General features: G+C 71.4%; 18 protein-coding genes. 8 read left to right on the top strand and 10 right to left on the bottom strand.

Annotation, left to right across the window (positions count from 1 at the left end; translation table 11 throughout):
* Positions 1-64 precede the first annotated feature (64 nt).
* From ACZ4UV_RS19805 to ACZ4UV_RS19790, 4 genes are all read right to left on the bottom strand, one after another.
* On the bottom strand, positions 65-673 hold the full coding sequence (locus ACZ4UV_RS19805; RefSeq protein ID WP_451018345.1) for an ATP-binding protein: 609 nt from the start codon (positions 671-673) through the stop codon (positions 65-67).
* Positions 674-857: 184 nt separating this feature from the next.
* On the bottom strand, positions 858-1,625 hold the full coding sequence (locus tag ACZ4UV_RS19800) for an enoyl-CoA hydratase/isomerase family protein (protein ID WP_451018346.1): 768 nt from the start codon (positions 1,623-1,625) through the stop codon (positions 858-860).
* 88 nt (positions 1,626-1,713) lie between these two features.
* Positions 1,714-2,949, bottom strand: a complete 1,236-nt coding sequence (locus ACZ4UV_RS19795) for a L,D-transpeptidase (RefSeq protein WP_451018347.1) — start codon at positions 2,947-2,949, stop codon at positions 1,714-1,716.
* A gap of 155 nt (positions 2,950-3,104) precedes the next feature.
* The gene (locus ACZ4UV_RS19790; RefSeq protein WP_390040513.1) at positions 3,105-4,340 is read right to left on the bottom strand and encodes a L,D-transpeptidase; all 1,236 of its coding nucleotides are present in this window, start codon (positions 4,338-4,340) and stop codon (positions 3,105-3,107) included.
* 242 nt (positions 4,341-4,582) lie between these two features.
* Between ACZ4UV_RS19790 and glgX the strand changes: the two genes are divergently transcribed.
* Positions 4,583-6,832: a glycogen debranching protein GlgX gene (glgX, locus tag ACZ4UV_RS19785; RefSeq protein WP_467839327.1), complete on the top strand. Its 2,250-nt coding sequence runs from the start codon at positions 4,583-4,585 to the stop codon at positions 6,830-6,832.
* 34 nt (positions 6,833-6,866) lie between these two features.
* Here the strand turns inward: glgX and ACZ4UV_RS19780 are convergent, their stop codons facing one another.
* From ACZ4UV_RS19780 to ACZ4UV_RS19760, 5 genes are read right to left on the bottom strand one after another with little or no spacing between them, the layout of a single operon-like run.
* Entirely contained in the window at positions 6,867-7,784 is a 918-nt protein-coding gene (locus ACZ4UV_RS19780; RefSeq protein WP_467839324.1) for a dihydropteroate synthase, read from the bottom strand.
* Between the two features lie 40 nt (positions 7,785-7,824).
* Positions 7,825-8,469, bottom strand: a complete 645-nt coding sequence (locus tag ACZ4UV_RS19775) for a response regulator (RefSeq protein WP_451018354.1) — start codon at positions 8,467-8,469, stop codon at positions 7,825-7,827.
* Positions 8,459-9,709, bottom strand: coding sequence for a sensor histidine kinase (locus ACZ4UV_RS19770; protein WP_467839321.1), 1,251 nt, complete (start codon positions 9,707-9,709; stop codon positions 8,459-8,461). The genes ACZ4UV_RS19775 and ACZ4UV_RS19770 overlap by 11 nt, the downstream gene beginning before the upstream one ends.
* A gap of 22 nt (positions 9,710-9,731) precedes the next feature.
* Positions 9,732-10,466 carry an ABC transporter permease gene (locus ACZ4UV_RS19765; protein ID WP_467839318.1) on the bottom strand — a complete coding sequence of 245 codons (735 nt, stop codon included), beginning with the start codon at positions 10,464-10,466 and terminating at the stop codon, positions 9,732-9,734.
* Positions 10,463-11,374, bottom strand: coding sequence for an ABC transporter ATP-binding protein (locus ACZ4UV_RS19760; RefSeq protein ID WP_451018357.1), 912 nt, complete (start codon positions 11,372-11,374; stop codon positions 10,463-10,465). The genes ACZ4UV_RS19765 and ACZ4UV_RS19760 overlap by 4 nt, the downstream gene beginning before the upstream one ends.
* A gap of 192 nt (positions 11,375-11,566) precedes the next feature.
* Here ACZ4UV_RS19760 and ACZ4UV_RS19755 point away from each other — a divergent pair, with 192 nt between their 5' ends.
* The 7 genes from ACZ4UV_RS19755 to ACZ4UV_RS19725 all read left to right on the top strand — a co-directional run bounded on the left by ACZ4UV_RS19755 (position 11,567) and on the right by ACZ4UV_RS19725 (position 23,761).
* Positions 11,567-13,459 (top strand): ABC transporter ATP-binding protein, encoded by a 1,893-nt coding sequence (locus ACZ4UV_RS19755; protein ID WP_467839315.1) that lies wholly within the window; start codon positions 11,567-11,569, stop codon positions 13,457-13,459.
* On the top strand, positions 13,456-15,324 hold the full coding sequence (locus ACZ4UV_RS19750) for an ABC transporter ATP-binding protein (RefSeq protein ID WP_451021236.1): 1,869 nt from the start codon (positions 13,456-13,458) through the stop codon (positions 15,322-15,324). The genes ACZ4UV_RS19755 and ACZ4UV_RS19750 overlap by 4 nt, the downstream gene beginning before the upstream one ends.
* Before the next feature lie 33 nt (positions 15,325-15,357).
* A complete protein-coding gene (locus ACZ4UV_RS19745; RefSeq protein ID WP_451021235.1) occupies positions 15,358-17,163 on the top strand; it encodes an ABC transporter transmembrane domain-containing protein in 1,806 nt (601 codons plus the stop codon).
* The gene (locus ACZ4UV_RS19740; RefSeq protein ID WP_451021234.1) at positions 17,160-18,911 is read left to right on the top strand and encodes an ABC transporter ATP-binding protein; all 1,752 of its coding nucleotides are present in this window, start codon (positions 17,160-17,162) and stop codon (positions 18,909-18,911) included. Before ACZ4UV_RS19745 ends, ACZ4UV_RS19740 begins: the two co-directional genes overlap by 4 nt.
* Positions 18,912-19,231: 320 nt before the next feature.
* On the top strand, positions 19,232-21,277 hold the full coding sequence (locus tag ACZ4UV_RS19735; protein ID WP_451021233.1) for a M4 family metallopeptidase: 2,046 nt from the start codon (positions 19,232-19,234) through the stop codon (positions 21,275-21,277).
* A gap of 250 nt (positions 21,278-21,527) precedes the next feature.
* A complete protein-coding gene (locus ACZ4UV_RS19730) occupies positions 21,528-23,174 on the top strand; it encodes a M4 family metallopeptidase (protein ID WP_467839310.1) in 1,647 nt (548 codons plus the stop codon).
* A 71-nt stretch (positions 23,175-23,245) separates the two neighbouring features.
* Positions 23,246-23,761: a DUF1990 family protein gene (locus ACZ4UV_RS19725; RefSeq protein ID WP_451021231.1), complete on the top strand. Its 516-nt coding sequence runs from the start codon at positions 23,246-23,248 to the stop codon at positions 23,759-23,761.
* Between the two features lie 3 nt (positions 23,762-23,764).
* Here ACZ4UV_RS19725 and ACZ4UV_RS19720 read toward each other — a convergent pair whose 3' ends face one another.
* Positions 23,765-24,112 (bottom strand): DUF6086 family protein, encoded by a 348-nt coding sequence (locus tag ACZ4UV_RS19720; RefSeq protein ID WP_467839307.1) that lies wholly within the window; start codon positions 24,110-24,112, stop codon positions 23,765-23,767.
* Positions 24,113-24,130 lie beyond the last annotated feature (18 nt).

Raw genomic sequence — 24,130 nt, 5'->3', positions numbered from 1 at the left:
CCACGCGGCGGCAGCCGCAAGTCGATGCGGCCCCGCGCCCCTACGGGGCGCGCTCGACCGGGCCTCATCTATCAGCCACCCGCATCTCGAACCACGTCGTCTTGCCCCGGGGAAGCAGATCAACGCCCCAGCGGTCCGCCAGTTTGTCCACCAGGAACAGTCCCCGCCCACTGATGTCCGTCTCCTGAACCGGCATCAGGCAGGGCAGTCCGCGCGACGGATCGCGGACCTCCACGCGGATCCATCCGGGACGGCGGCGCATCCGCAGGCCGAACACCCGGGCGCCGGTGTGCCGCACGGCGTTGCCCACCAGCTCGGAGACGAGTAAGACCACGTCCTCCGTCATCTTGGGGCTGAGCCGCCACTGGCGGAGGACGACGACCTGGGCGAGCCGGCGAGCGGTCGCCGCGGACTCGGGGCGGGACGGCAGCGGAACCTCCGCGTCCGTCGGGTTGCCGAACAGCTCGATCGCCTTGAGCGCCCGCTCGTCCTCGACCGCAGGCGACCAGCGCGCCGCGGCCGCACGGCTGTGTCCCCGCGGCTGTTCGATGCCCTCCAGCCCCGCCATGCCCCCATCATGGCCGCCGGGAGCGCCCCCCGTGGCCGTTCCTGGGGAATACGCCCCCGCAAAGCTTCCGCCCGATACCGGGCGACCGGCATATGCCGTCGGCATTACGGAGGCATCGGCAACTGGTCCGACCTGCGAAGACGTACCATCTCCGGGCAATCGCCAGACCCCCTCGACAAGGCGGGCTTAGGGTTGCCTTAAGGCTCCCATAATCCGCCCCATCGGGGGACCCTGAATCAGACATCGCGTCAATTGCAAGGGGTTCGGGGCATTCACAGCAGGGCGAAGATCACAGGAACTTGGCCTTGCCCGGCCCCTCCTCGACGAAGCTCCGCATCCCGCGCTCCCGGTCCTCGGTCGCGAACAGCCCGGCGAACCAGTTCCGTTCGACGGCGAGCCCGGTCTCCAGGTCGGTCTCGAGGCCGGTGTCGATCGCCTCCTTGGCGGCCCGCAGCGCGATCGCCGGCCCCTGCGTCAGCTTCGCCGCCCAGGCGTGCGCCTCGGTGTAGACGTCGGCGGCGGGCACGACACGGTCGACGAGCCCGATGGCGAGCGCCTCGTCGGCCTTGACCATACGGCCCGTGAAGATCAGGTCCTTGGCCTTCGACGGCCCGACCAGCCGGGGCAGCCGCTGGGTGCCGCCGGCCCCCGGGACGAGCCCGAGCAGGATCTCGGGCTGCCCGAGCTTGGCGTTGTCGGCGGCGATGCGGTAGTCCGCGCAGAGGGCGAGCTCACAACCGCCGCCGAGCGCGTAGCCGGTGACGGCGGCGACGACCGGCTTGGGAATGCGGGCGACGGCGCTGAAGGAGTCCTGGAGGTCACGGGAGCGCAGAACCATGGCGGCGTGGTCCATGTTCTGCATTTCCTTGATGTCGGCTCCCGCCGCGAAGACCTTCTCGCCGCCGTAGATGACGACGGCACGTACGTCTTCGCGACGGGTGGCCTCTCCCGCCAGCTCCTTGATCCGGTCCTGGGTGGCGACGTCGAGCGCGTTCATGGGCGGCCGGTCGAGGCGGATCGTACCTACGCCTTCGGCGACTTCGAGGGTCACAGTCATACCGAGCAGGTTAACGCCGGTTCATCAGCGCCCCTTCAGGGGCGCGGGGAACTGCGCGAACAACCCCCACCGGCCCGCAGCCAAGGAACTACTTGGTCCATTCCTTCCAGGACATGTTCCAGCCGTTGAGGCCGTTGTCGGGCGACACGGTCTGGTCGTTGGAGTGCTTCACCGTCACCACGTCCCCGACGATCGAGTGATCGAAGAACCAGGCAGCAGGCAGCGCACGGTCACCCCCACCCCGGATGTCGCGCAGCCCCACGCACCCGTGGCTCGCGTTGTAGTTGCCGAACGCGTCGCCACCCCAGTAGTTGCCGTGGATGAACGTCCCGGACGTGGTCAGCCGCATCGCGTCCGGCACGTCCTTGATGTCGTACTCGCCGCCGTAACCGACCGTCTCGCCGTTCATGCGCGTGACGCGCAGCTTCTCGCTGATGACCATCTGGCCGTTCCACGTGTCGTAGCCCGGCTTGCCGGTCGTGACCGCGAGGGTCTTCACGACCTTGCCGTCCTGCATGACCTTCATCGTGTGCTTCTTGGCGTCGACGATCGACACCTGGTTGCGGCCGATCGTGAACTTCACGGTCTTGGCCTGCTCGCCGTAGACCCCGTCACGGCCCTCGACGCCGTTGAGGTTGAGGGAGACGGAGACCTTCGTGCCGGACTTCCAGTAGTTCTCGGGGCGGAAGTCGAGCCGGTCGTTGCCGAACCAGTGGCCCTCGACGTCGACCGCGGGCTCGGTCTTGATGGTGATCGCCTTCTCCACCGCGTCCGGATCGGTGATGCCCCGGGTGAAGTGGATGGAGAACGGCATACCGACGCCGACCGTGGAACCGTCCTCCGGCGTGAAGTAACCGACGAACGTGTTCTTCGGGGTCAGCGTCGTGAAGCTGGAGTCCTCCGCCGACTCACGGCCGTCGGCGTCCTTCGCGACCGCGTGCACGGTGTACTTCGTGGAGTTGGCGAGGTGCGTCGACGGCGTCCAGCTGGCCCCGTCCGCCGCGATCGCCCCGGATATCTCCTTGCCCTTGGCGTCCTTGACCTCGACGTCGGTCAGCTTGCCCTTGGCCGCGCTGACCTTGAGCGCGCCGCTGGTGTCCACGCCGGTCGCACCGGACTTGGGGCTGATGCTGACCGTGGCCACGGACTGCTTGCTCGCCTGGGTGGTGGACTCCTTGGCCTTGCCCTGGTCCGCCCCCTTGTCGGAAGAGCCGCCCCCGCCGCAGGCGGTGACGGCCATGAGCAGGACTCCGGCGACGACCGCCATCCCCTGCTTCCTCCGCGCCCCCCGAACCGACGCCCCCGATATCGGCCGCTCGTTCAAAGTCGTTCTCCCCTCCCAGGGCCTGGTCAGGCCCACCCCAGCGCGTCAGGCGCGCGCATTGGCGCATAGTAACCGCAGGGTTTTGAGCTTGGTGTTGGGCGAATGTCACCGTTGCGTCGCAACTTCCCGCCCCCACCGACCCGCCCCCCACCTGGCTACTTGACCGCGCTGCCCGCCTTCCACTCCTTCCACCCCATGTTCCACCCACCGAGTCCATTGTCGGGAGAGACCGTTTTGTCCTTGCTGTTGATGACTTCGACCACGTCACCGATGAGGCTGCGGTCGTAGAACCAGCCCGCGGGCGTGTCCGAGCTGCCGCCCTTCACGTCACGCAGGCCCACGCAGCCGTGGCTGACGTTGACGTGGCCCGGGGCGTCCGGCGCCCAGTAGTTGCCGTGCAGGAAGGTGCCGGAGTCGGTGAGTTTGAGGGCGTGCGGGACGTCGGGGATGTCGTACTCGCCGCCGAAGCCGACCGTGCGGCTGTTCATGCGGGTCACGTCGTGCATCTCCATCACCACCATCTTCCCGTTGTAGGTGGTGTGCTCGGGCGCCCCCGCGGTGATCGGCACGGTGGCGAGCAGCTCGCCGTCCCGGCGGACCTCCATGGTGTGGGCGGCCGCGTCGACGAGGGAGACCTGGCTGCGGCCGACGGTGAAGGTGAACGTCTTGGACTGGAGGCCGTAGACGCCGCGGGCGCCCTCGACGTCACGGAGGTTCAGGCCGACGGTGACGACCGTGCCGGGCTGCCAGTAGCGCTCGGGGCGGAAGTCGAGGCGGTTCTTGCCGAACCAGTGCGGACGGATCTCGACCGCGGGCTTGGCGGTCACCTGGATGGCGCGTTCGACGGCGGCGCGGTTGTCGATGTCGCGGCTGAAGGCGAGGGAGACGATCATGCCGGTGCCGACGGTGGCCCGGTTCTCCGGGGTGACGTACCCGATGAAGCGTTCGTCGGGGACGAGCGTGGTGAAGGTGGTGTGGCGGGCCGAGCGGTGGCCGTCGCCGTCGACGGCGACCGCGTCGACCGTGTACCTGGCGGCGAGCGCGAGGCCCGGGTCGTCGGGCCGCCAGGTCCTGCCGTCCGCGGCGATGTGCCCGGGGACCGGGGAGTCCTGGGCGTCCTGGGACCTGACGACGCTGACGGACTCCAGGCGGCCGGCCGGCACCCGTACCGTCAGCCGCCCGTCGGGCCGTACGGCCTTGGTGCCGTCGTCCGGGGAGATGCGGATGACGTCCTCGGGGGCCGCGGGTTTGCCGCCGAGGACGTGGTCGACGCCGAGCCCGTCCGTGCCGTCCGAGGAGCAGCCGGCGGCTCCCGCCAGCAGCCCCGCCCATGTCAGTACCGCGGCCAGCGCGGCCCCCGCGCGCCGTGCGCGCCCTTGTGGATGACTCACATGCGGCTCAACGAGCGGGCATGCCCCTGGGAAACGTGAGTGCGACGCCGGCACTGGGCAGAACAGAGGGAAGGACGACGAGCTGGGGAGCCGCCGTGCCCGTGCGCGAGCCGTCGCGGGCACGTCCGTAGCGAGCCGCCGACCGTGCCCGGGACCGGGAGTCCGGGCGCCGTCGGCTGCTCGGACGCGGGGGGCACGCCCCGGCGGTCGGCGAGCCGCGGGACACAAAAAGGGGCCGACAGGTGACGAGCGCAGCCGAGCAGCAGGGGGCACCGGCGCGGGCCCCGAGGGCGGACGGCGCCGCGGCGCACGCCCCCGCGGTGAACGGGACGCCCCTCCCCGTCCCGGCGGCGTGGCCCGGGGCGTCGACACCGCTCGGCGCCCGGTTCCGGGTCGGGCCGGACGGGGTGGCGGGCACCAACTTCGCGCTGTGGGCGGCCGGTGCGGAGGCGGTCCGGCTCTGCCTCTTCGACGAGCAGGGGCGGGAGACCCGCATCCCGCTGACCGAACTCACGCACGAGATCTGGCACGGGTTCGTCCCCGGTGTGCTGCCGGGGCAGCGGTACGGCTACCGGGTCGACGGCCGCTGGGACCCGTGGACCGGCGCCCGCTGGAACCCGGCGAAGCTGCTCCTGGACCCGTACGCGCGGGCGGTGGACGGCGAGTTCGCGCTGCCGCCCGAGGTGTACGGGCACGTCCGGGACTGGCCGGACCAGCAGGTCGCCGACACCGTCCGCGACGACCGCGACTCGGCGCCGTACGTCCCGAAGGGCGTGGTCGTCCACGATGACGACGACTGGTCGGACGACCACCGCCCGAAGACGCCGTGGGCGGACTCCGTCATCTACGAGCTGCACGTGCGCGGCTTCACCAGACTGCATCCCGGGATACCCGAGGAGCTGCGCGGCACGTACGCGGGACTGGCCCACCCGGCCGCGATCGAGCACCTGGTCGGCCTCGGCGTCACGGCGGTGGAACTGCTCCCCGTCCACCAGTTCGCACACGAGGACCACCTGCTCGAGCGCGGCCTGAAGAACTACTGGGGCTACAACTCCATCGGCTACTTCGCCCCGCACGCGGCCTACGCCGCCTCCGGTACGACGGGACAGCAGGTCGGCGAGTTCAAGCGGATGGTGCGCGCGCTGCACGCGGCCGGGATCGAGGTCATCCTCGACGTGGTCTACAACCACACCGCGGAGGCGGGCGAGCTGGGCCCGACGCTGTCCCTGAAGGGCATCGACAACCGGGGCTACTACCGGCTCCAGGACCACGACGCCCGGCGCTTCGCCGACTACACCGGCTGCGGCAACACCCTGCACGTGGTCCGCCCGCACGTGCTGCGCCTGATCACGGACTCCCTCCGCTACTGGGTCACGGAGATGGGCGTGGACGGCTTCCGCTTCGACCTCGCCGCCGCGCTGGCCCGCTCGATGCACGACGTCGACATGCTCTCCCCCTTCCTCGCCGTCATCGCCCAGGACCCGGTGCTGCGCCGGGTGAAGCTGATCGCCGAACCGTGGGACGTGGGCTCGGGCGGTTACCAGGTAGGCGCCTTCCCACCCCTCTGGACCGAGTGGAACGACCGCTACCGCGACGCCGTCCGCGACTTCTGGCGCGGCGCCCTCCCGGACGTGCGCGACCTCGGCTACCGCCTCTCCGGCTCCAGCGACCTCTACGCGTGGGGCGGCCGCCGTCCCTACGCCTCCGTCAACTTCGTCACCGCGCACGACGGTTACACCCTGCGCGACCTGGTGTCGTACGAGCACAAGCACAACGAGGCCAACGGCGAACACAACCGGGACGGCACCGGCGACAACCGCTCCTGGAACTGCGGGGCCGAGGGCGAGACGGACGACGAGGGCGTACGGGCGCTGCGCAGGCGCCAGTTGCGGAACCTCCTCACCACCCTCCTCCTGTCGACGGGTGTCCCGATGCTGGTCGCCGGCGACGAACTGGGCCGCACCCAGCGCGGCAACAACAACGCCTACTGCCAGGACAACGACATCAGCTGGCTGGACTGGAGCCTGCTGGACGACCCCGCCTGGCGGCCCCTGTTCGACCTCACCTCCCGCCTCATCCGGCTCCGCCACCGCCACCCGGTACTGCGCCGCCGCGCCTTCTTCTCCGGACGCGCGCACTCGGCGGACGGCCTGCGCGACCTGGCCTGGTTCACGGCCCGCGGCGAGGAGATGACCGCGGGCGACTGGTACGCGCCCGCCGCCACCCTCGGCATGTACCTCTCCGGCCGGGACATACCCGGCCGCGACGACCGCGGCGCCCCGGTCCTGGACGACAGCTTCCTGACCGTCCTGCACGCCGGCGACCGCCCCGCCCGGTTCGTCCTGCCGGGCCCGCCGTGGGCGGAACGCTACGAGGTACTGGTGGACACCTCACTGGAGGAGCAGGGCACGGAGCCGGGGGTGGTGCACGAGGGGGGGACGGTGATCACGGTGCCGGGGCGGGCGGTGCTCTTGCTCAGGGTGGTCGGCTGACGGAGGGCGGCATCCGGGTACTCCCGTACCCTGATCAGGCTCTGGGAGCGAAGGATTGAGGGCCGAGTGCTCGGAGAGCAGCCAGTACCGCCCTTATCCGCGGAACTTCGTGGGTACGGTAGACACCTGTTCCCCCTAGATGCGCCAGAACCGTGAAGAAGCCTTCGGCGGTGCGGAACTCGTCCTCGAAGAGGCTGAAGGCATGCGGCAGTGAGTGGCAGATGGGAAGACCCATCCGTCGAAGCCGGAACGTGTTCAAGAGGGCACGGCCCTGATAGTGAACACGGGCATCGGCGGATATGTGTCTGTCATGGGAGAAGCCGATCCCGGGGTCGATGACGATTCGACCGACCCCGGCCGAACGGGCGTGATCCACGCGCCTCTCGAAGTAGTCGAGCATCCCGGGGATGGGATCCTGGTCGATGCCCTTGGCGCCCACGTCCCGGGAGTTCTTTCCTTCGACATGGCACAGGACAACTGTCGCTTCGTGGTCGGCCAGCATGGGGAACATCTCACCGTCCGATGCCAACCCGCCGGAGTAATTGAGCAGGAGCGCCCCCGCCTCCAGGCACGACCGGGCGACGGCAGGCTCGTAGGTCTCGATCGAGACGGTGATACCTCCCGAGACGAGCTCCTTCACGACCGGCACCAAGGCGGCCACCTGTTCCTGCACGGAGACCTTGCGAGTGCGGGGATTGCTCGACTCGGCGCCGATGTCGACGATGTCGGCACCTTGTGCCGCGAGGATGCGACCTTTCCTGACCGCGGACTCGGTCGAGGTCGCGACGCTCTCTCGATAGGTGGAGTCCGGAGAGAGGTTGATGCATCCCATGACGGCGGGGGTGGTGTCGACATCGATTTCCCGATCCCCCACTCGAAGTGGTTCGACGGGTAAGGAGAGATCACCCTCGAATCGCCGCGCCAGATCTATCAGATGAGCAAGGGAAATCATCCGACCTCATTTCTGTACGACCGCCCGAGAAGCCACCGCGCTAGCCCAGAATCCCCCGCTGGTACCCCGTCGCCACCGCCGCCGCGCGGTCGTTGACGCCCAGTTTGGCGTAGAGGTGGGTGAGGTGGGTCTTCACCGTGGCCTCGCTGATGAAGAGCTCGCGGGCGATCTCGCGGTTCGAGGTGCCGCGGGCGACCAGGGTCAGCACCTCGCGTTCGCGGGCGGAGAGCGGTTCGTTGCCGGGGGCGGCGGGGGTGCGGACGGCGGAGACCAGGCGGGAGGCGACGGCCGGGGAGAGGACGGTGCGGCCCTGGGCGGCGGCACGGACGGCGGTGAACAGCTCCTCGCGCGGGGCGTCCTTGAGGAGGTAGCCGGTGGCGCCCGCCTCGATCGCGGGGAGGGTGTCGGAGTCCGTGTCGTACGTGGTGAGGACCAGGACCTGGGCGCGTGCGCCCCGCCGGGTGAGCTCACGGATGGCGTCGACTCCGCCGCCGCCCGGCATGCGGAGATCCATCAGGATCACGTCGGGGTCGAGGGTGCCGGCGAGCGTGACGGCTTCGGCGCCGTTCGACGCCTCGCCGAGGACCGCGAAGCCGGGGGCGGACTCGAACATGCCGCGCAGGCCGTCGCGGACGACGGGGTGGTCGTCGACGATCAGCAGCGAGATCGGGGGCTCAGTCGTCATGGCGGACCAACGGTACGCGCGCCGACAGCGCGGTGCCGAGCCCCGGTTCGGACTCCACGGTCAGGGAGCCCGCGATGCGTTCGGCGCGGGCGCGCATGCCGTCCAGGCCGAAGCCGCCGACCCGGGTGCGGGCGGGCACGGTGAGCAGGTCGAAGCCGGTGCCATCGTCGCGGATGTCGAGGATGACCTCGTCGCCCAGGTAGGAGAGGGTGACGCCGACCCGGGAGGCGTGCGCGTGCCGAGCAGCGTTGGAGAGCGCCTCCTGGACGATGCGCAGGAGGGTGGCCGCGACCTCCTCGTGCAGTTGCTCGACGGTGCCGGTGAGGGTGAACTCGGCGCGTATGGACGTCCGTTCGCCCCATTCGGCGACCGTCTTCTGCAGCGCCTCGGGCAGCCCGTCGTGCTCCAGGGCGACCGGGGCCAGGTTGTGCACGGAACGGCGGGCCTCGCCCAGGCTGTGCCGGGCCAGCGCGAGGGCGCGGGCCACGTGCTCCTCGGCCACCTGCGGATCGGGGGTGTTGCTGACGACCTGGAGCTGGGCGATGATCCCGGCCAGCCCCTGGGCGATGGTGTCGTGGATCTCGGCGGCGAGGCGGCGGCGCTCGTCGGCGACGCCGGCCTCCCGGGCCTGGAGGAGGAGCTGGGCGTGAAGGGCGGCGTTCTCGTCGAGGGCCTGCTGCAACGCGGTGTTGGCGCGGCCGAGCGCGGCGATGGTCTCGGCCTGGGTGCGGGCACGCTCCTGCTCCTGCGCGTTGGCCCGGGTGAAGAGGGCGACCAGTCCGCAGTTGGCGCCGAACACGATGACGAAGCCGAACCACCACAGCAGGCCGTGCGGCGGCATCCCGCCGATCTCGCTGCCCGCCATGGTGACGGCGGTCAGGAACAGACCGGGCAGCACCAGCCGGCGGGTCAGCTGGCGGGGGGCGGTGTAGTAGCCGGTGACGGCGTAGAAGGCGAAGAACGGGTTGAGCCACGTGAGCGCGAACCCGAGCGCCCAGCGCACGAAGTACAGCGTCACGCTCGTCCGGCTCGGCCCCGGCCGCTTCCGGGCGGCCCGCCCCCAGTACACCTGGAGCAGCAGGGCCAGGACCACCAGCACGCCGGAGGCCCACATCGCGGCCCGTGTCATGCCGACGACGTGGGCGGAGCCGACCGCCGTCACCACGCCCACGGCGAGCAGCGCGTAGGGCCCCCAGCGATCGAAGGAGACCCTGGTCGCCGCTTCGTCGGCGTTCGTCATGGCACCAGTCTCCGGCACCGGCTCACTCCCAGCGGAACCAGCGGGCGGCCCCGGCCGTCAGCAGGATCGTCCAGAGGGCGAGGACGCCCAGGTGCTCCCAGCCGGGCGACTGTCCGGCAGCGGCCCGGTCCAAAGCGCGGGCCGCCGCGCCGAACGGCGTCAGCTGGACGACACGGGCCATCGCGTGCGGCATCTCGCGCACCGGGATCCACACGCCCGCGCAGAACATCATCGGGAAGAACACCGCCGAGCCGATCGCGCCCGCGATCTTCGTGGTGCGGGACAGCGCCGAGACGACGGAGCCGAGGGCGAGGGCGGCCGCGGCCGCGAGCAGCAGGGCCAGCAGGTATCCGCCGGGCTGCTTCGGCAGCCGCACGTCGAAGGCGAGCCGGCCGACGAGGAGCGCCAGCAGCGCCGAGCCGAGGGCGACCGTGCCCTGCACGGCCATCTGCGCGGACAGCAGCGCGGAGGGCCGTACGGGGGTGAGCCGCATCCGGCGCAGGATGCCCCGCTCCCGGTGGCCGGTGAGCGCCTGGGGCAGGGTCTGCACCCCGGACATGATCAGGGCGATCAGCACGGCGACGGGCACGTACGCGTCGACCGGGCGCAGCCCGCCCAGGGACGTGTCGGCCTCCCGGAACGACGGGATCGAACCGAGGATCACCAGCAGCAGCGTCGGGAACAGGAAGACCCAGAAGACGGCGCCGGGTTCGCGGCGGAACAGGCGGAACTCGGCGCGCAGGACTGCGGTGTTCATGCTGCGTCTGCCTCCTTCGTGAGGTCCAGGAACGCGTCGTCGAGGGTGGCGTCCACGACCCGGAGCTGGTGGGCGGTGATGCGGTGCCGGGCGAGCAGGGTGATGACGGCGTTGACGGTCTCGTCGGTGCCGGAGAGCGTGATCCGGCCGTCCTTGCGCTCGACCGAGGCGAGGGCGGGGAGGGCGGCGAGGTCGTGGTCGTCCAGGGGGGCGGAGGGGGTGAAGCTGATGACGGTGGCGCCGGCGCTGCGGCGGATCAGCCCGGCCGGGGTGTCCAGGGCGGCGACCCGCCCCTTGTCGATCACCGCGATCCGGTCGCAGAGCCGCTGCGCCTCCTCCATGAAGTGGGTGACGAGGAGGACGGTGACCCCGCGGTCCCGGACGTCCTCGATCAGCTCCCAGGTGTCCCGCCGGGCCCGCGGGTCGAGCCCGGTGGTCAGCTCGTCGAGGACGACGACCCGCGGGTTGCCGATCAACGCCAGTGCGATGAAGAGGCGTTGCCGCTGTCCGCCCGAGAGCTTGCCGAACCGGGTGGAGAGCTTGTCGGTGAGCCCGAGGCGCTCGGTGAGCGGCGTCCAGTCGAGCGGGCTCGGATAGAAGGAGGCGTACAGCTCAAGGGCCTCGCGGACGGTGAGCTTGGGCTGCAGCTCGCTCTGCTGCAACTGGGCGCCGAGGACACGGGCGACCTTGTCGTGGTCGGCGACGGGATCGAGCCCGGTGACCCGGACCCGCCCCGCGTCGGGCACCCGCAGCCCCTCCACGCACTCCACGGTGGTGGTCTTGCCGGCCCCGTTCGGCCCGAGGATCCCGAAGATCTCGCCCTCCTCGACGGCGAGACTCACCCCGTCCACGACGGCCCGGCCGCCGTAGGACTTCCGCAGGTCTGTCACTTCGATGACGGTTGGCATGTTCCGAGGGTCCCGGCCGGCCCCGGCCCGCCGCATCGGCCGCCCCGCTCGAACCGCCATCAACCGATCGGCTGATGCCGCGGATCCATCTGTACGACCGTTCGAACGCCCAGGTCGTAGGACCAGCGGCCGATTCCGGTCCGGCCAAAACTCGGTGGGCGTTGTCAGTGCCGATCCGTAGGCTCGCCCCTGATGCCTCCGACACGTGCAACCACCAAGGACCGCTCCGCCGTCCGCACCCTGCTGCGCCTGTGGCCGTACGTACGGCCGGTGCGGGTGCGGCTGTCCATCGCCGCGTTCGTGGCGATAGTCGCCTCCTGTACGGGGCTCGTCATCCCCCTCGTCCTCAAGTGGATGGTGGACGGCCCGGTCGCCGACCGCGACCCCGGCGGGGTGTGGCTCGGCGCGCTGTACCTGCTGCTGCTCGGCATCGCGGAAGCCCTGCTCTTCGGCCTGCGCCGCTGGCTGGTCGCCCGGCCCCTGTCCCGTGTCGAGGCGGGGATGCGGGCGGACCTGTACGGCCATCTCCAGCGCCTGCCGGTCGCCTTCCACGACCGCTGGGCCTCCGGCCAGCTGCTCTCCCGGGCCACCACCGACTTGATGCTGCTCCGCATGTTCCTCGCCTTCCCGCTGACCTTCCTCCTGGTCAACGGGGTGACGATCCTCGTCGGCGTGCTGATCATGCTGGCCCAGGACTGGACGCTGGGCCTGGTCATCCTCGGGCCCACGATCCCGGTGGTCTGGACGTGCGTGATCTTCGAGAACCGGTACGCGGACGTGGCCCGGCTCGCCCAGGACCAGGTCGGCGACCTGACGACGGTGGTCGAGGAGAGCGTGCTCGGCATCCGCATCATCAAGGGCTTCGGCCGCCACCGCAGCCAGGCGCACGCGTTCCGCGAACTGGTACGGACCCTGCGGGGCACGGAGCTGCGCAAGGCGCGGATGCTGGCGATGATCTGGGGCGTCATCGTGACCCTGCCGGAGGTGGCGATCGGGGCGGCGCTGCTGTGGGGCTCGATCCAGGTCGCGGAGGGCGACCTGAGCGCGGGGACGCTGGTGGCGTTCCTGTCGACGGCGCTGGCGCTGCGGTGGCCGGTGGAGTCGATCGGCTTCCTGCTGGCGATGAGCCAGGAGGCCGCCACCGCCACCGAACGGTACTTCGAGGTGCGGGACGCGGTCCCGGAGGACACCGATTCGTTGTCGGCCGCGGGTGCGTGGGGGCTGAGCGCGCAGTTCCCCGCGCCCCTTACGGGGCGCTGCGCCGAGGCGCCCCAAAGGGGCGCGGGGAACTGCGCGACCAGCCACAACGGCGCCGCACCCGACGACGGACCGGCCCCCGAACCCGACGGCATCCGCTTCGAGAACGTGCAGTTCCGTTACCCCGACGCCGCCCCCGATTCCGCCCCGACCCTCGAACGCGTCGACCTCCACATCCGCCCCGGCGAGTCCATGGCCCTCGTCGGCGCCACCGGCAGCGGCAAGACCACCCTCACCGCCCTCATCCCCCGCCTGCACGAGGCCACCTCGGGGCGGATCACCCTCGACGGCGTGGACATCACCGCCATGCCCCGCGAGGAACTCCGCTCCCTCGTCGCCGTGGCCTTCGAGGAACCCACCCTCTTCTCCGCCTCCGTCGGCGAGAACGTACTCATGGGAGCCGGCGACGGCGCCGGCGAACCCGAGCTGGCACGGGCCCTCGCCGTCGCCCAGGCCGACTTCGCGCACGCCCTCCCCCAGGGCACCGCGACCCAGGTCGGCGAACAGGGCCTCAGCCTCTCCGGCGGCCAGCGCCAGCGCCTCGCGCTCGCGCGGGCGGTAGTCGGCCGGCCCCGCTTCCTCGTGCTCGACGACCCGCTCTCCGCCCTGGACGTGCACACGGAGGCCGCCGTGGAGGCGGCGCTGCGCGACGTACTCGCCGACACCACCGCGCTGATCGTCGCCCACCGCCCCTCCACCGTCCTGCTCGCCGACCGCGTCGCCCTGCTCTCCGGCGGGCGGGTCACCGCCGTCGGCACCCATCACGAACTCCTGCGCACCAACGCCGAGTACGCCCACCTGATGTCCGGGGAGGATCACCGCCGATGACCGCAGCCACCTCCCTCCCCGCCCCCGACGAGGACGACGAACGCCCCTACCCGGACCCGGCCGGCACCCCGGGCGGCGACCCCTTCGACCGCGACGTCCTGCCCACCTCGCCCGGCGCCACGGCCACCCTGCTGCGCTCGCTCCTCGCCCCCATGAAGGCGCGGGTCGCCGTCACCACGCTCCTCCTGCTGCTCCAGCAGGCGGCGGTCCAGGCGGGCCCGCTGCTGGTGGCGTACGCCATCGACACGGCCGTACCGGCCTTCCGCCGCCACGACCACGGCCCGCTGTTCGCCGTCGCGGCAGGGTACGGCCTGAGCGCCCTGCTCTCCGGCGGCCTCCAGTACGCGTTCGTCAAGGCCTCCGCCCGCGTCAACCAGGACGTCCTCCTCGACCTGCGCGGCCGCATCTTCCGCCACGCGCAGGCGCTGAGCATCGACTTCCACGAGCGCTACACGTCCGGCCGGCTCATCTCCCGCTCCACCACGGACGTCGAGTCGCTGCGCGAGCTGCTGGCCGAGGGCCTCCAGGAGCTGGTCACGGTCATCCTCTCCTTCCTCTACATCTCGGCGATGCTGCTCTGGCTGGACCTGGGCCTCGGCGCGGTCGCGGTGGCCAGCTTCGTGCCGCTGTACCTGCTCGTGCGGCTGTACCAGCGGCGCGCGGTACGGGTGTACAAGGCGCGGTCCACGGCGATCGCGGCGGTGATCGTGAAGTTCGTGGAGACGATGAACGGCATCCGCCCGGTGCGCGCGTTCCGCCGGGAGGCCGCCAACGACGCCGAGTTCGCCGTGCTGAACCGCCGGCACGAGCGGACCAACGGCGACGCGCTCCTCGAAATGGCGCGGTACGTGGTCGGCTCCCGGCTGGTCGCCAACACCTCGGTCGCGGTGATCGTGCTGTGGGGCGCCTACCGGGTGGCGTCCGGCTCGCTGGAGCTGGGCGTCCTGGCTGCGGCCGTCCTCTACCTGAGGCGGCTGTACGACCCGATCGACCGCCTGGGCATGTTCCTCAACTCCTACCAGTCGGCCGCCGCCTCCCTGGAGAAGATCGCGGGCCTGCTGGCCCAGACCCCGTCGGTCCCGGAGCCCTCGGTCCCGAAGGAACTGCCCCCGACGGCGGGCGAACTCCCGGGACGCGAGGTCGTCTTCGACGGTGTCCGCTTCGCCTACCGCACCGGTGGCGAGGTGCTGCCCGTCTTCGACCTCACCCTCCCGGCCGGACAGACGGTCGCGGTGGTCGGCTCCACCGGCGCCGGCAAGTCGACGCTCGCCAAACTGCTCGCCCGCTTCTACGACCCCTCCGACGGCCGGGTCCTCCTGGACGGCGTGGACCTGCGCGAACTGACCGTGCCCGAACTGCGCCGCGGGGTGGTGATGGTCACCCAGGAGTCGTTCCTGTTCTCCGGCACGGTCGCCGAGAACATCGCCATCGGCCGCCCGGACGCCACCCGCGAGGAGATCGAGCAGGCGGCCAAGGCGATCGGTGCGCACGAGTTCATCGCCGCGCTTCCCGACGGGTACGACACGGACGTCCGCAAGCGCGGCGGCCGCATCTCGGCCGGGCAGCGCCAACTGGTCGCGTTCGCCCGCGCCCTGCTCGCCGACCCGGCGGTGCTGATCCTCGACGAGGCGACCAGTTCCCTGGACATCCCCGGTGAACGGGCCGTGCAGCGCGCGATGTCGACCGTCCTCAGGGGCCGTACGGCGGTGGTGATCGCGCACCGGCTGTCCACCGTGGAGATCGCCGACCGGGTGCTGGTGATGGAGCACGGCCGCATCGTCGAGGACGGCCGCCCGGCCGAACTGATCGCGGGCACGGGCCGGTTCGCGGATCTGCACCGGGCGTGGCGGGACAGTCTGGCCTAGTCGGGAGAACGCCGGGAGAACGGGGGTCGCAGGGTGATCGACGCGTACGAGGATCCGGGCACGCCCGACACGCGCGGCGGGTGGTCCTACCTGTGGTGGCTGGTGGCCCGCCAGCGGGGCCGTTCGCTCGCCGGGGCGCTGCTGGCCAGTGTCTGGCTGACGCTGATGGCCGCGACGCCGTACCTGATGGCCCGGGCCGTGGACGACGGCCTGGTGCCGGGCCGCATGGCGGTGCTCGCCGGGTGGACGGCGGCGATCTTCGTCCTCGGTGCGGTCAACGCCTGGATCAGCATCATGCGCCACCGCACGATGACCCGGGTGCGGATGGACGCCTACTTCCGCACGATCAAGGTGCTCGTCGGGCAGACGGTACGGCTCGGCGCCGAGCTGTCGCGCCGGTCCGATGCCGGGGAGGTCGTGACGATCGGCGTCGGCGACGTGCACACCATCGCCCAGGCGCTGACCGTCGTCGGCCCCGGAGTGGGCGCGGTCGTGGTGTACGCGGTGGTGGCCGGTCTCCTGCTGACGATCTCGCCCCTGCTGACCGGCGTGGTACTGCTCGGAGTGCCGGTGGTGGCCCTCGTCGCGGGCCCGCTGGCCCGGCGGCTGCAGGGCAGGGAGACCGAGTACCGGGAACGCCAGAGCGTCCTGACAGCCCGCATCGGCGACCTCGCGGGCGGCCTGCGCGTCCTCAACGGCCTGGGCGGCAAGGGCCTGTTCGCGGACGCCTTCCGCCGCGACTCCCAGCACCTGCGCGCCCAGGGCTACCGGGTGGGCGCGGTCGCCAGCTGGGTCCAGGCGCTCGGCATGGGCCTGCCGACGGTGTTCCTGGCTGTGGTGACCTGGATCGCCGCCCGGATGGCCGCGCGCGGTGACATCACGGTGGGCCAGCTGGTGTCGGTGTACGGCTATGTCGCGGTCCTGGTGGGCCCGGTGGCGTTCTTCCTCGACATGGGCTACCAGCTGAGCCGCGGGGTGGTGGCCGCCCGCAGGGTCGTACGCCTCCTGCGCCACGAGCCGCAACCGGACGAGGGCACCCGCCGGCCCCCGGCCGACCCGGCCGTCCTGCACGACCCCGAATCGGGCGTACGAGTCCGCCCCGGCCGCCTGACGGCCCTGGTGAGCGCCGGCCCGGCGGAGGCGGGAGCGGTGGTGGACCGCCTGGGCCGCTACACCCGCTCGGACGTGACCTGGGGAGGAGTACGACTGGACGCCGTCCCGCTCCCGGAGGTCCGCGCCCGCATCCTGGTGGCCGACAACGATGCCGACCTGTTCGCCGGCACCTTGCGCGATGCGATCGGTGCGGGACTGCATGAAAAGGGCGCCCACAACGCGCCCCAAAGGGGCGCGGGGAACTGCGCGATCAGCCACAGCGGCGCCGCACCCGCCGACGCACCCCAAGCCTCACCCCCTGACGCGCACCTCACCCGAGCCCTCCACGCCGCCGCGGCCGACGACATCGTCCGCGCCCTCCCCCACGGCCTCGACTCCGAGCTCACCGCCCAGGCCCGCAACCTCTCCGGCGGGCAACGCCAACGCATCCGCCTCGTCAGGGCGTTGCTCACCGATCCCGAGGTCCTCCTCGCCGTGGAACCCACCTCCGCCCTCGACGCCCACACCGAGGCCCTCGTGGCGGAGCGCCTCCGCACCGCCCGCCACGGCCGCACCACCCTCCTCACCACCACCTCCCCGCTGCTGCTGGCCCACGCCGACGAGGTGGTCTTCCTGGTCGACGGCAAGGTCGCCGCGACCGGCACGCACGAGGGACTGCTGGACCACGCACCCGGCTACCGGGCCCTCGTGGCCCGGGACACGGAGGACGAGGAGTTCGCAAGGTGACGACCAGTCAACTTCCCGTCGCGGGACGCGCCGACGTACGCCGGGCCACCCTCCGCCTGGTGCGGGCGGACCGCGGGCCCTTCGCCGCCGCGCTGCTGCTGAACGCGGCGGCGGCCGGCGCCGGCCTCGCCGGCCCCTGGCTGGTGGGCCGGATCGTGGACGAGGTACGGGCCGGCCGCGGGGTCGGCGCCGTGGACCACCTCGCCCGGTGGATCCTGCTCTGCTCCCTCGCCCAGCTGCTGCTCGCCCGCTCCGCCCGCTACCTCGGCCACCGCTTCGGCGAGCGGACGCTGGCCCGCGTCCGCGAGGAGTTCGTGGACCGGGCGCTCGCGCTGCCCGCGTCGGTGGTGGAGCGGGCCGGCACCGGCGACCTCACCGCACGCGGCACGGGCGACGTGAGCACCGTCGGCACCACCCTGCGGGACGCCGGTCCCGAGCTGCTGGTCGCCACGGTGCAGGCGGCGTTCGTGATGGGCGCCGTGTTCGTCCTGGACCCGGTGCTGGCCGGGTTCGGGGTGCTCGGGCTGACCCCGGTCTGGTTCGCGCTGCGCTGGTACCTGCGTCGGGCCCGGGACGGCTACCTCGCCGAGGGCGCGGCCACCTCCGGGGTCGCGGAGATCGTCACGGCGACGGTGTCGGGCGCCCGCACGGTGGAGGCGTTCCGGCTCCAGGAGCAGCGGATCACGGCGAGCCGGGACGCGCTGGAGACCAACCGGAAGGCCCGGTTCTACACCCTGTGGCTGCGGACCGTGTTCTTTCCGGCCGTCGAGGTGTCGTACACGGTGCCGGTGGCCGGGGTGCTGCTGGTCGGCGGGCTGCTGCACACGGGCGTCGGCGTGACGGTGTCGGCCGCGCTGTATCTGCGGCAGTTCACGGAACCGCTGGACCAGATCCTGATGCGGGTGGAGCAACTCCAGTCCAGCAGCGCCTCGTTCGCCCGGGTGGAGGGGCTGGCGCGGGCTCCGCGGGCGGCGGCGGACGGCGCGGCGCCGGCTCCGGCGGACGACCGGATCGACGTGCGCGGGGTGCGGTACGCCTACGAGCGCGGCGGTGAGGTGCTGCGTGGGGTGGACCTCACGGTGCGGCCCGGGGAGCGGCTCGCGGTGGTGGGGCCGTCCGGTGCCGGGAAGACGACGCTGAGCCGGCTGCTGGCCGGCGTCGAGGCGCCCGGGTCGGGCTCGGTGACCGTGGGCGGGGTGCCGATCGCCGGGCTGGAACCGGAGCGGCTGCGGCGCCAGGTCGTCCTGGTCACCCAGGAGCACCACGTCTTCCTCGGCACGGTCCGGGACAACCTGCTGATCGCCGAACCGGCCGCGAGCGACGCGGACCTGTGGACGGCGCTGACCGCCGTCGGCGCCGACGACTGGGTGCGCGGCCTGCCCGACGGCCTCGACACCCTGCTCGGCGCGGGCGGCACGGGCGGCACGACCGCCGACGGCTCCCGGGCCCAGCAACTCGCGCTGGCCCGGGTGGTGCTGGCCGACCCGCACACGCTGATCCTGGACGAGGCGACCGCGCTGCTGGACCCGGCGACCGCCCGGCACACCGAGCGCGCCCTGGCGGCCGTGCTCGAGGGCCGTACGGTCATCGCCATCGCCCACCGGCTGCACACCGCGCACGACGCCGACCGGGTGGCCGTGATGGAGGACGGCCTCCTCACCGAACTGGGCACGCACGAGGAGCTGGTGGCGGCGGGCGGGGCGTACGCGGCCCTGTGGGCGACCTGGCACGGCGACAAGGCGCTCTGAGCCGCCGTAGCGGCCATGGCGGCTGTAGCGGCTGCGGCCCTTGACATCCCCTCAACCATCCGCATACCGAACATGAACATCCGGACAACGGACGATTTCCGGCCAAGTTTCTGACGCGGTCCTGACAGTTTGCGTTTTCTGGTGCCACTCTTCCCACGGCCGACTCACAGCAACCCCACAGCTTCACCCCACCGTCGCTGTCGGCCCGGCACTGCACGCGCACATGGTTCCGCGTTCCGCCCAGTTCTGCCCGGCCGGCCCACCCGCCGTCCGGATCTCCCCTGGCCGTGCGACCCGCGGCCACGCAGAAGGAGTCAGTGTTGAGAAGCAGTTCCTCTCGCAGACGCACCCCCCACAGCACGTACCGCCGCACCGCTGCCGTCGCCCTCGCCGGGGTCGGCGCCCTGATCGCCGCCGCCGTCCAGTCGGGCGCCGCCAGCGCCGCCCCGGCCGCCCCGCAGCTCGGCAGGGCCAACCCGGCCCACGCGGCCGTCAAGCTCTCGCCCTCGCAGCGCGCCGAACTGCTCCGCGACGCGAGCACCGAACGGGCCGCCACCGCCAGGGCGATAGGCCTCGGCACCCAGGAGAAGCTGGTCGTCAAGGACGTCGTCAAGGACGCCGACGGCACCCTGCACACCCGCTACGAGCGCACCTACGCGGGCCTGCCCGTCCTCGGCGGCGACCTGATCGTCGACACCGCGAAGTCGGGTGCCACCGAGCGCGTCATCAAGGCGAACAACGCCACGCTCAAGGTCGCCGACCTCTCCCCGGCCAAGAGCGCGGCGAGCGCCGAGAAGACCGCCCTCGCCGCCGCGAAGACGCTGGGCTCCACCAAGTCGGCCGCCGACGGCGCCCGCAAGGTGATCTGGGCCGGCTCCGGCACCCCCGTCCTCGCCTACGAGACGATCGTCGGCGGCTTCCAGGACGACGGCACCCCCAACCAGCTGCACGTCATCACCGACGCCGCCACCGGCAAGAAGCTCTTCCAGTACCAGGGCATCGAGAACGTCACCGGCACCGGCAACACCCAGTACAGCGGGACCGTCTCGCTGTCGACGACCCAGTCGGGCTCGACGTACACCCTGACCGACGGCGACCGCGGCGGCCACAAGACGTACAACCTGAACCACGGTACCTCGGGCACCGGCACGCTGTTCTCGCAGTCGAGCAACACCTGGGGCAACGGCACCACGTCGAACGCCGCCACCGCGGGCGCCGACGCGCACTACGGGGCCGCCGAGACCTGGGACTTCTACAAGAACACCTTCGGCCGCAGCGGCATCAAGAACAACGGCGTCGGCGCCTACTCCCGCGTCCACTACGGCAACTCGTACGTGAACGCGTTCTGGGACGACAGCTGCTTCTGCATGACGTACGGCGACGGCTCCGGCAACGCGGACCCGCTGACCGCCCTCGACGTGGCCGGCCACGAGATGAGCCACGGCGTCACGTCGAACACGGCCGGCCTCAACTACAGCGGCGAGTCCGGCGGCCTGAACGAGGCCACCTCCGACATCTTCGGCACCGGCGTCGAGTTCTACGCCAACAACTCCTCCGACGTCGGCGACTACCTCATCGGCGAGAAGATCGACATCAACGGCGACGGCACCCCGCTGCGCTACATGGACAAGCCCAGCAAGGACGGCGGCTCGGCCGACTACTGGTCCTCGTCCGTCGGCGGCCTCGACGTGCACTACTCGTCGGGCGTGGCGAACCACTTCTTCTACCTGCTGAGCGAGGGCAGCGGCGCCAAGGTCATCAACGGCGTCAGCTACAACTCGCCCACGAAGGACGGCCTCCCGGTCACCGGCATCGGCCGGGACAAGGCACTGCAGATCTGGTACCGGGCGCTCACCACCAAGTTCACCTCGACCACCAACTACGCGGCCGCCCGCACCGGCACCCTCGCGGCGGCGGGTGAGCTGTACGGCACCACCAGCACCGAGTACAAGGCGGTGCAGGACGCCTGGGCGGCCGTGGCGGTCGGCTCCCGGTCCGGCGGTGGCGGCGGTACGGGCACGTCGTACGAGAGCACCACGCCCGTGTCGATTCCGGACAACGGGCCGGCGGTCACCTCGTCGATCACGGTCTCCGGCCGGACCGGAAACGCGCCGAGCAACCTCCAGGTAACGCCGAATATCAGCCACACGTGGCGCGGCGACCTGGTGATCGACCTCGTCGGTCCGTCCGGTACGTCGTACCGGCTGAAGAACTTCAGCTCCTCCGACTCGGCGGACGACGTGACGGACACCTACACGGTGAACGCCTCGTCGGAATCGGCCAACGGCACCTGGAAGTTGAAGGTCCAGGACCAGGCCGCGCAGGACGTCGGCACGATCAACGGGTGGAAGCTGACCTTCCCGTAACCGCAGGTAATAACCGCGCGCACCGGGCGCCGTCCGCGGGGGACCTCCCCTCGGGCGGCGCCCGTTTTACATGGCCGCAATGTTCACCCAACACCTGCTTTTCGGCCAACATCACTTCAGGGTCCTGACATGTACGCGACCTTGATGTCACTCTTCCTTCACCCGTCGCACAGCACAGCAACTTCACAACCCCACAGCCGGGCCGGTAACCCCACTCCGCCCGGACTCCCCACATCCTGAAGGAGCTTGAGTGAGCCCCCTCTACGCGCGTCACAAGCGCACCACGCTCGCCATCGCCACCGCTGTCGCCGCCGGCGCCCTCCTCACCACCGGTATGACCGCGAACGCCACGGCCGCCGCCAAGCAGCCGCTGGCCGCCGCCCCCACGCTGCTCTCCAACGCCGCCCGCACCGCCCTGATCCAGAAGGCGGACGCGCACGTCGCCGAGACGGCCAAGCAGATAGGCCTCGGCACCAAGGAGAAGCTGGTCGTCAAGGACGTCGTGAAGGACGTCGACGGCACGGTCCACACGCGCTACGAGCGCACCTACGCGGGCCTGCCCGTCCTCGGCGGCGACATCGTCGTGCACACCTCCAAGGCCGGCAAGACCGAGGGCGTCACCAAGGCGACCAAGGCGACCATCAAGGTGGCCTCCCTGAAGCCGCAGCTCACCGCGGCCAAGGCCGAGAAGACGGCCCTCGCCGCCGCGAAGACGCTGGGCTCCACCAAGTCGGCCGCCGACGGCGCCCGCAAGGTGATCTGGGCCGGCTCCGGCACCCCCGTCCTCGCCTACGAGACGATCGTCGGCGGCTTCCAGGACGACGGCACCCCCAACCAGCTGCACGTCATCACCGACGCCGCCACCGGCAAGAAGCTCTTCCAGTACCAGGGCATCGAGAACGCCACCGGCACCGGCAAGACCCTGTACTCCGGCACGGTCAGCCTCACCACCACGCTGTCGGGCTCGACGTACTCGCTGACCGACGCCTCCCGCGGCGGGCACAAGACGTACAACCTGAAGCACACCACCAGCTCCGGCACCGGCACCCTGTTCACCAACACCACCAACACGTGGGGCACCGGCACCGCCTCCAGCTCCACCACCGACGTGACCGCGGCCGCCGACGCCGCCTACGGCGCGCAGGAGACCTGGGACTTCTACAAGGACACCTTCGGCCGCAGCGGCATCAAGAACGACGGTGTCGGCGCCTACTCCCGCGTCCACTACGGCAGCTCGTACGTCAACGCGTTCTGGGACGACAGCTGCTTCTGCATGACCTACGGCGACGGTGACAGCAACACCCACCCGCTGACCTCTCTGGACGTGGCCGGCCACGAGATGAGCCACGGCGTCACCGCCAACACCGCCGGTCTCAACTACAGCGGCGAGTCCGGCGGCCTGAACGAGGCCACCTCCGACATCTTCGGCACCGGCGTCGAGTTCTACGCCAACAACTCCTCCGACGTCGGCGACTACCTCATCGGCGAGAAGATCGACATCAACGGCGACGGCTCCCCGCTGCGCTACATGGACAAGCCCAGCAAGGACGGCGGCTCGGCCGACTACTGGTCCTCGTCGGTGAAGAACCTGGACGTGCACTACTCGTCCGGTGTCGCGAACCACTTCTTCTACCTGCTGTCCGAGGGCAGCGGCTCGAAGACGATCAACGGGGTGTCCTACAACTCCCCGACCTACAGCGGCTCCACGGTCACCGGCATCGGCCGGGCCAAGGCCCTCCAGATCTGGTACAAGGCCCTGACCACGTACTTCACCTCGACCACCAACTACAAGTCGGCCCGCACCGGCACGCTGTCCGCGGCGGCCGCGCTGTACGGCTCCGGCTCCACCGAGTACAACGCGGTGGCGGCGGCCTGGACGGCGGTCAACGTCAGCTGACCCCGCACCGAGCGTCACGGGCGGGCCCCCGGGGAGCAGGCGTCCCGGGGGCCCGCCCTACGCTCTCTCCCATGTCCTTCACGTACGAGGCGGTCGGCGCCACCCGCGACAACCTCGCCGCCTGCCCACCGGGCTTCCACCCCCTGCACGTGCGCACGCGCATAGGCGAGGGCCAGGAAGTCTTCCGCCGGGCCGCCGAGGCGGTCCTCACCTGGGAGCTGCACCGCGCCCTCGGCGTGGGCATCGACGCCACCGCCGACCGCGCGGCCCCCGGCGTCGACGTCACCGTCACCCTGGCCGGTCTGATCAAGGCCCCCTGCCGGATCGTCTGGACGGCCGAGGAGTCCCGCCGCGCCGGCTGGGCCTACGGCACCCTCACCGGCCACCCCGAAAGCGGCGAAGAGGCCTTCGTGGTCGACCGCACCGGCGACGGCACGGTCTGGCTCACGGTCGCGGCCTTCAGCAAACCCGCCAAGTGGTACGCCCGCGCGGGCGGCGCCGCGGCCCGGGGTCTGCAGCACGCGTACGCACGCAGATGCGGGGCGGTACTGCGGCGGCTCTGCGCGGATGCGGAGCCGGAGTTCTGACGGTCAGACAGTCATGGCCCGGGCATGCTGGTCCCGCAGTACCGCCCGCGCCCGTTCCTGATCCGGGCCGGGCATGGCGGGCGCCGGCTGTCCTGCGCGGTCGATGAGGACGAGCGCGGTCGCGATGAAGCCGAGGGACAGGGAGCGCAGGATTCCCTCACGAGTGCCGCTGAACCGGCCGACGGCCGCGGCACAGAGCACGCCGAAGTCCGCGAAGTCGATGAGGCAGACTCCGTCGACGGGGTCACCGATGCCTGATGCGAGGCCGAAAACCTGGGAGAAGACCTCGGCAGTCCCCACGAATGTCTGGGAGACCTCGGCGTTCGGGCACCAGATGTCGCGCCCGGGCATATCGGTCGCGTGAAACCG

It is taken from the genome of Streptomyces sp. NPDC028289 (assembly GCF_055565975.1).
This window is presented reverse-complemented; position numbering and strand designations above follow the sequence as displayed.

Coding starts and splice junctions, on each gene's coding strand:
- ACZ4UV_RS19800 (WP_451018346.1), bottom strand. CDS start 1,625: ATGACTGTGACCCTCGAAGTCGCCGAAGGCGTAGGTACGATCCGCCTC.
- ACZ4UV_RS19750 (WP_451021236.1), top strand. CDS start 13,456: ATGACCGCAGCCACCTCCCTCCCCGCCCCCGACGAGGACGACGAACGC.
- ACZ4UV_RS19755 (WP_467839315.1), top strand. CDS start 11,567: ATGCCTCCGACACGTGCAACCACCAAGGACCGCTCCGCCGTCCGCACC.
- ACZ4UV_RS19760 (WP_451018357.1), bottom strand. CDS start 11,374: ATGCCAACCGTCATCGAAGTGACAGACCTGCGGAAGTCCTACGGCGGC.
- ACZ4UV_RS19805 (WP_451018345.1), bottom strand. CDS start 673: ATGCCGACGGCATATGCCGGTCGCCCGGTATCGGGCGGAAGCTTTGCG.
- ACZ4UV_RS19765 (WP_467839318.1), bottom strand. CDS start 10,466: ATGAACACCGCAGTCCTGCGCGCCGAGTTCCGCCTGTTCCGCCGCGAA.
- ACZ4UV_RS19725 (WP_451021231.1), top strand. CDS start 23,246: ATGTCCTTCACGTACGAGGCGGTCGGCGCCACCCGCGACAACCTCGCC.
- ACZ4UV_RS19775 (WP_451018354.1), bottom strand. CDS start 8,469: ATGACGACTGAGCCCCCGATCTCGCTGCTGATCGTCGACGACCACCCC.
- ACZ4UV_RS19720 (WP_467839307.1), bottom strand. CDS start 24,112: ATGCCCGGGCGCGACATCTGGTGCCCGAACGCCGAGGTCTCCCAGACA.
- ACZ4UV_RS19770 (WP_467839321.1), bottom strand. CDS start 9,709: ATGACGAACGCCGACGAAGCGGCGACCAGGGTCTCCTTCGATCGCTGG.
- ACZ4UV_RS19780 (WP_467839324.1), bottom strand. CDS start 7,784: ATGATTTCCCTTGCTCATCTGATAGATCTGGCGCGGCGATTCGAGGGT.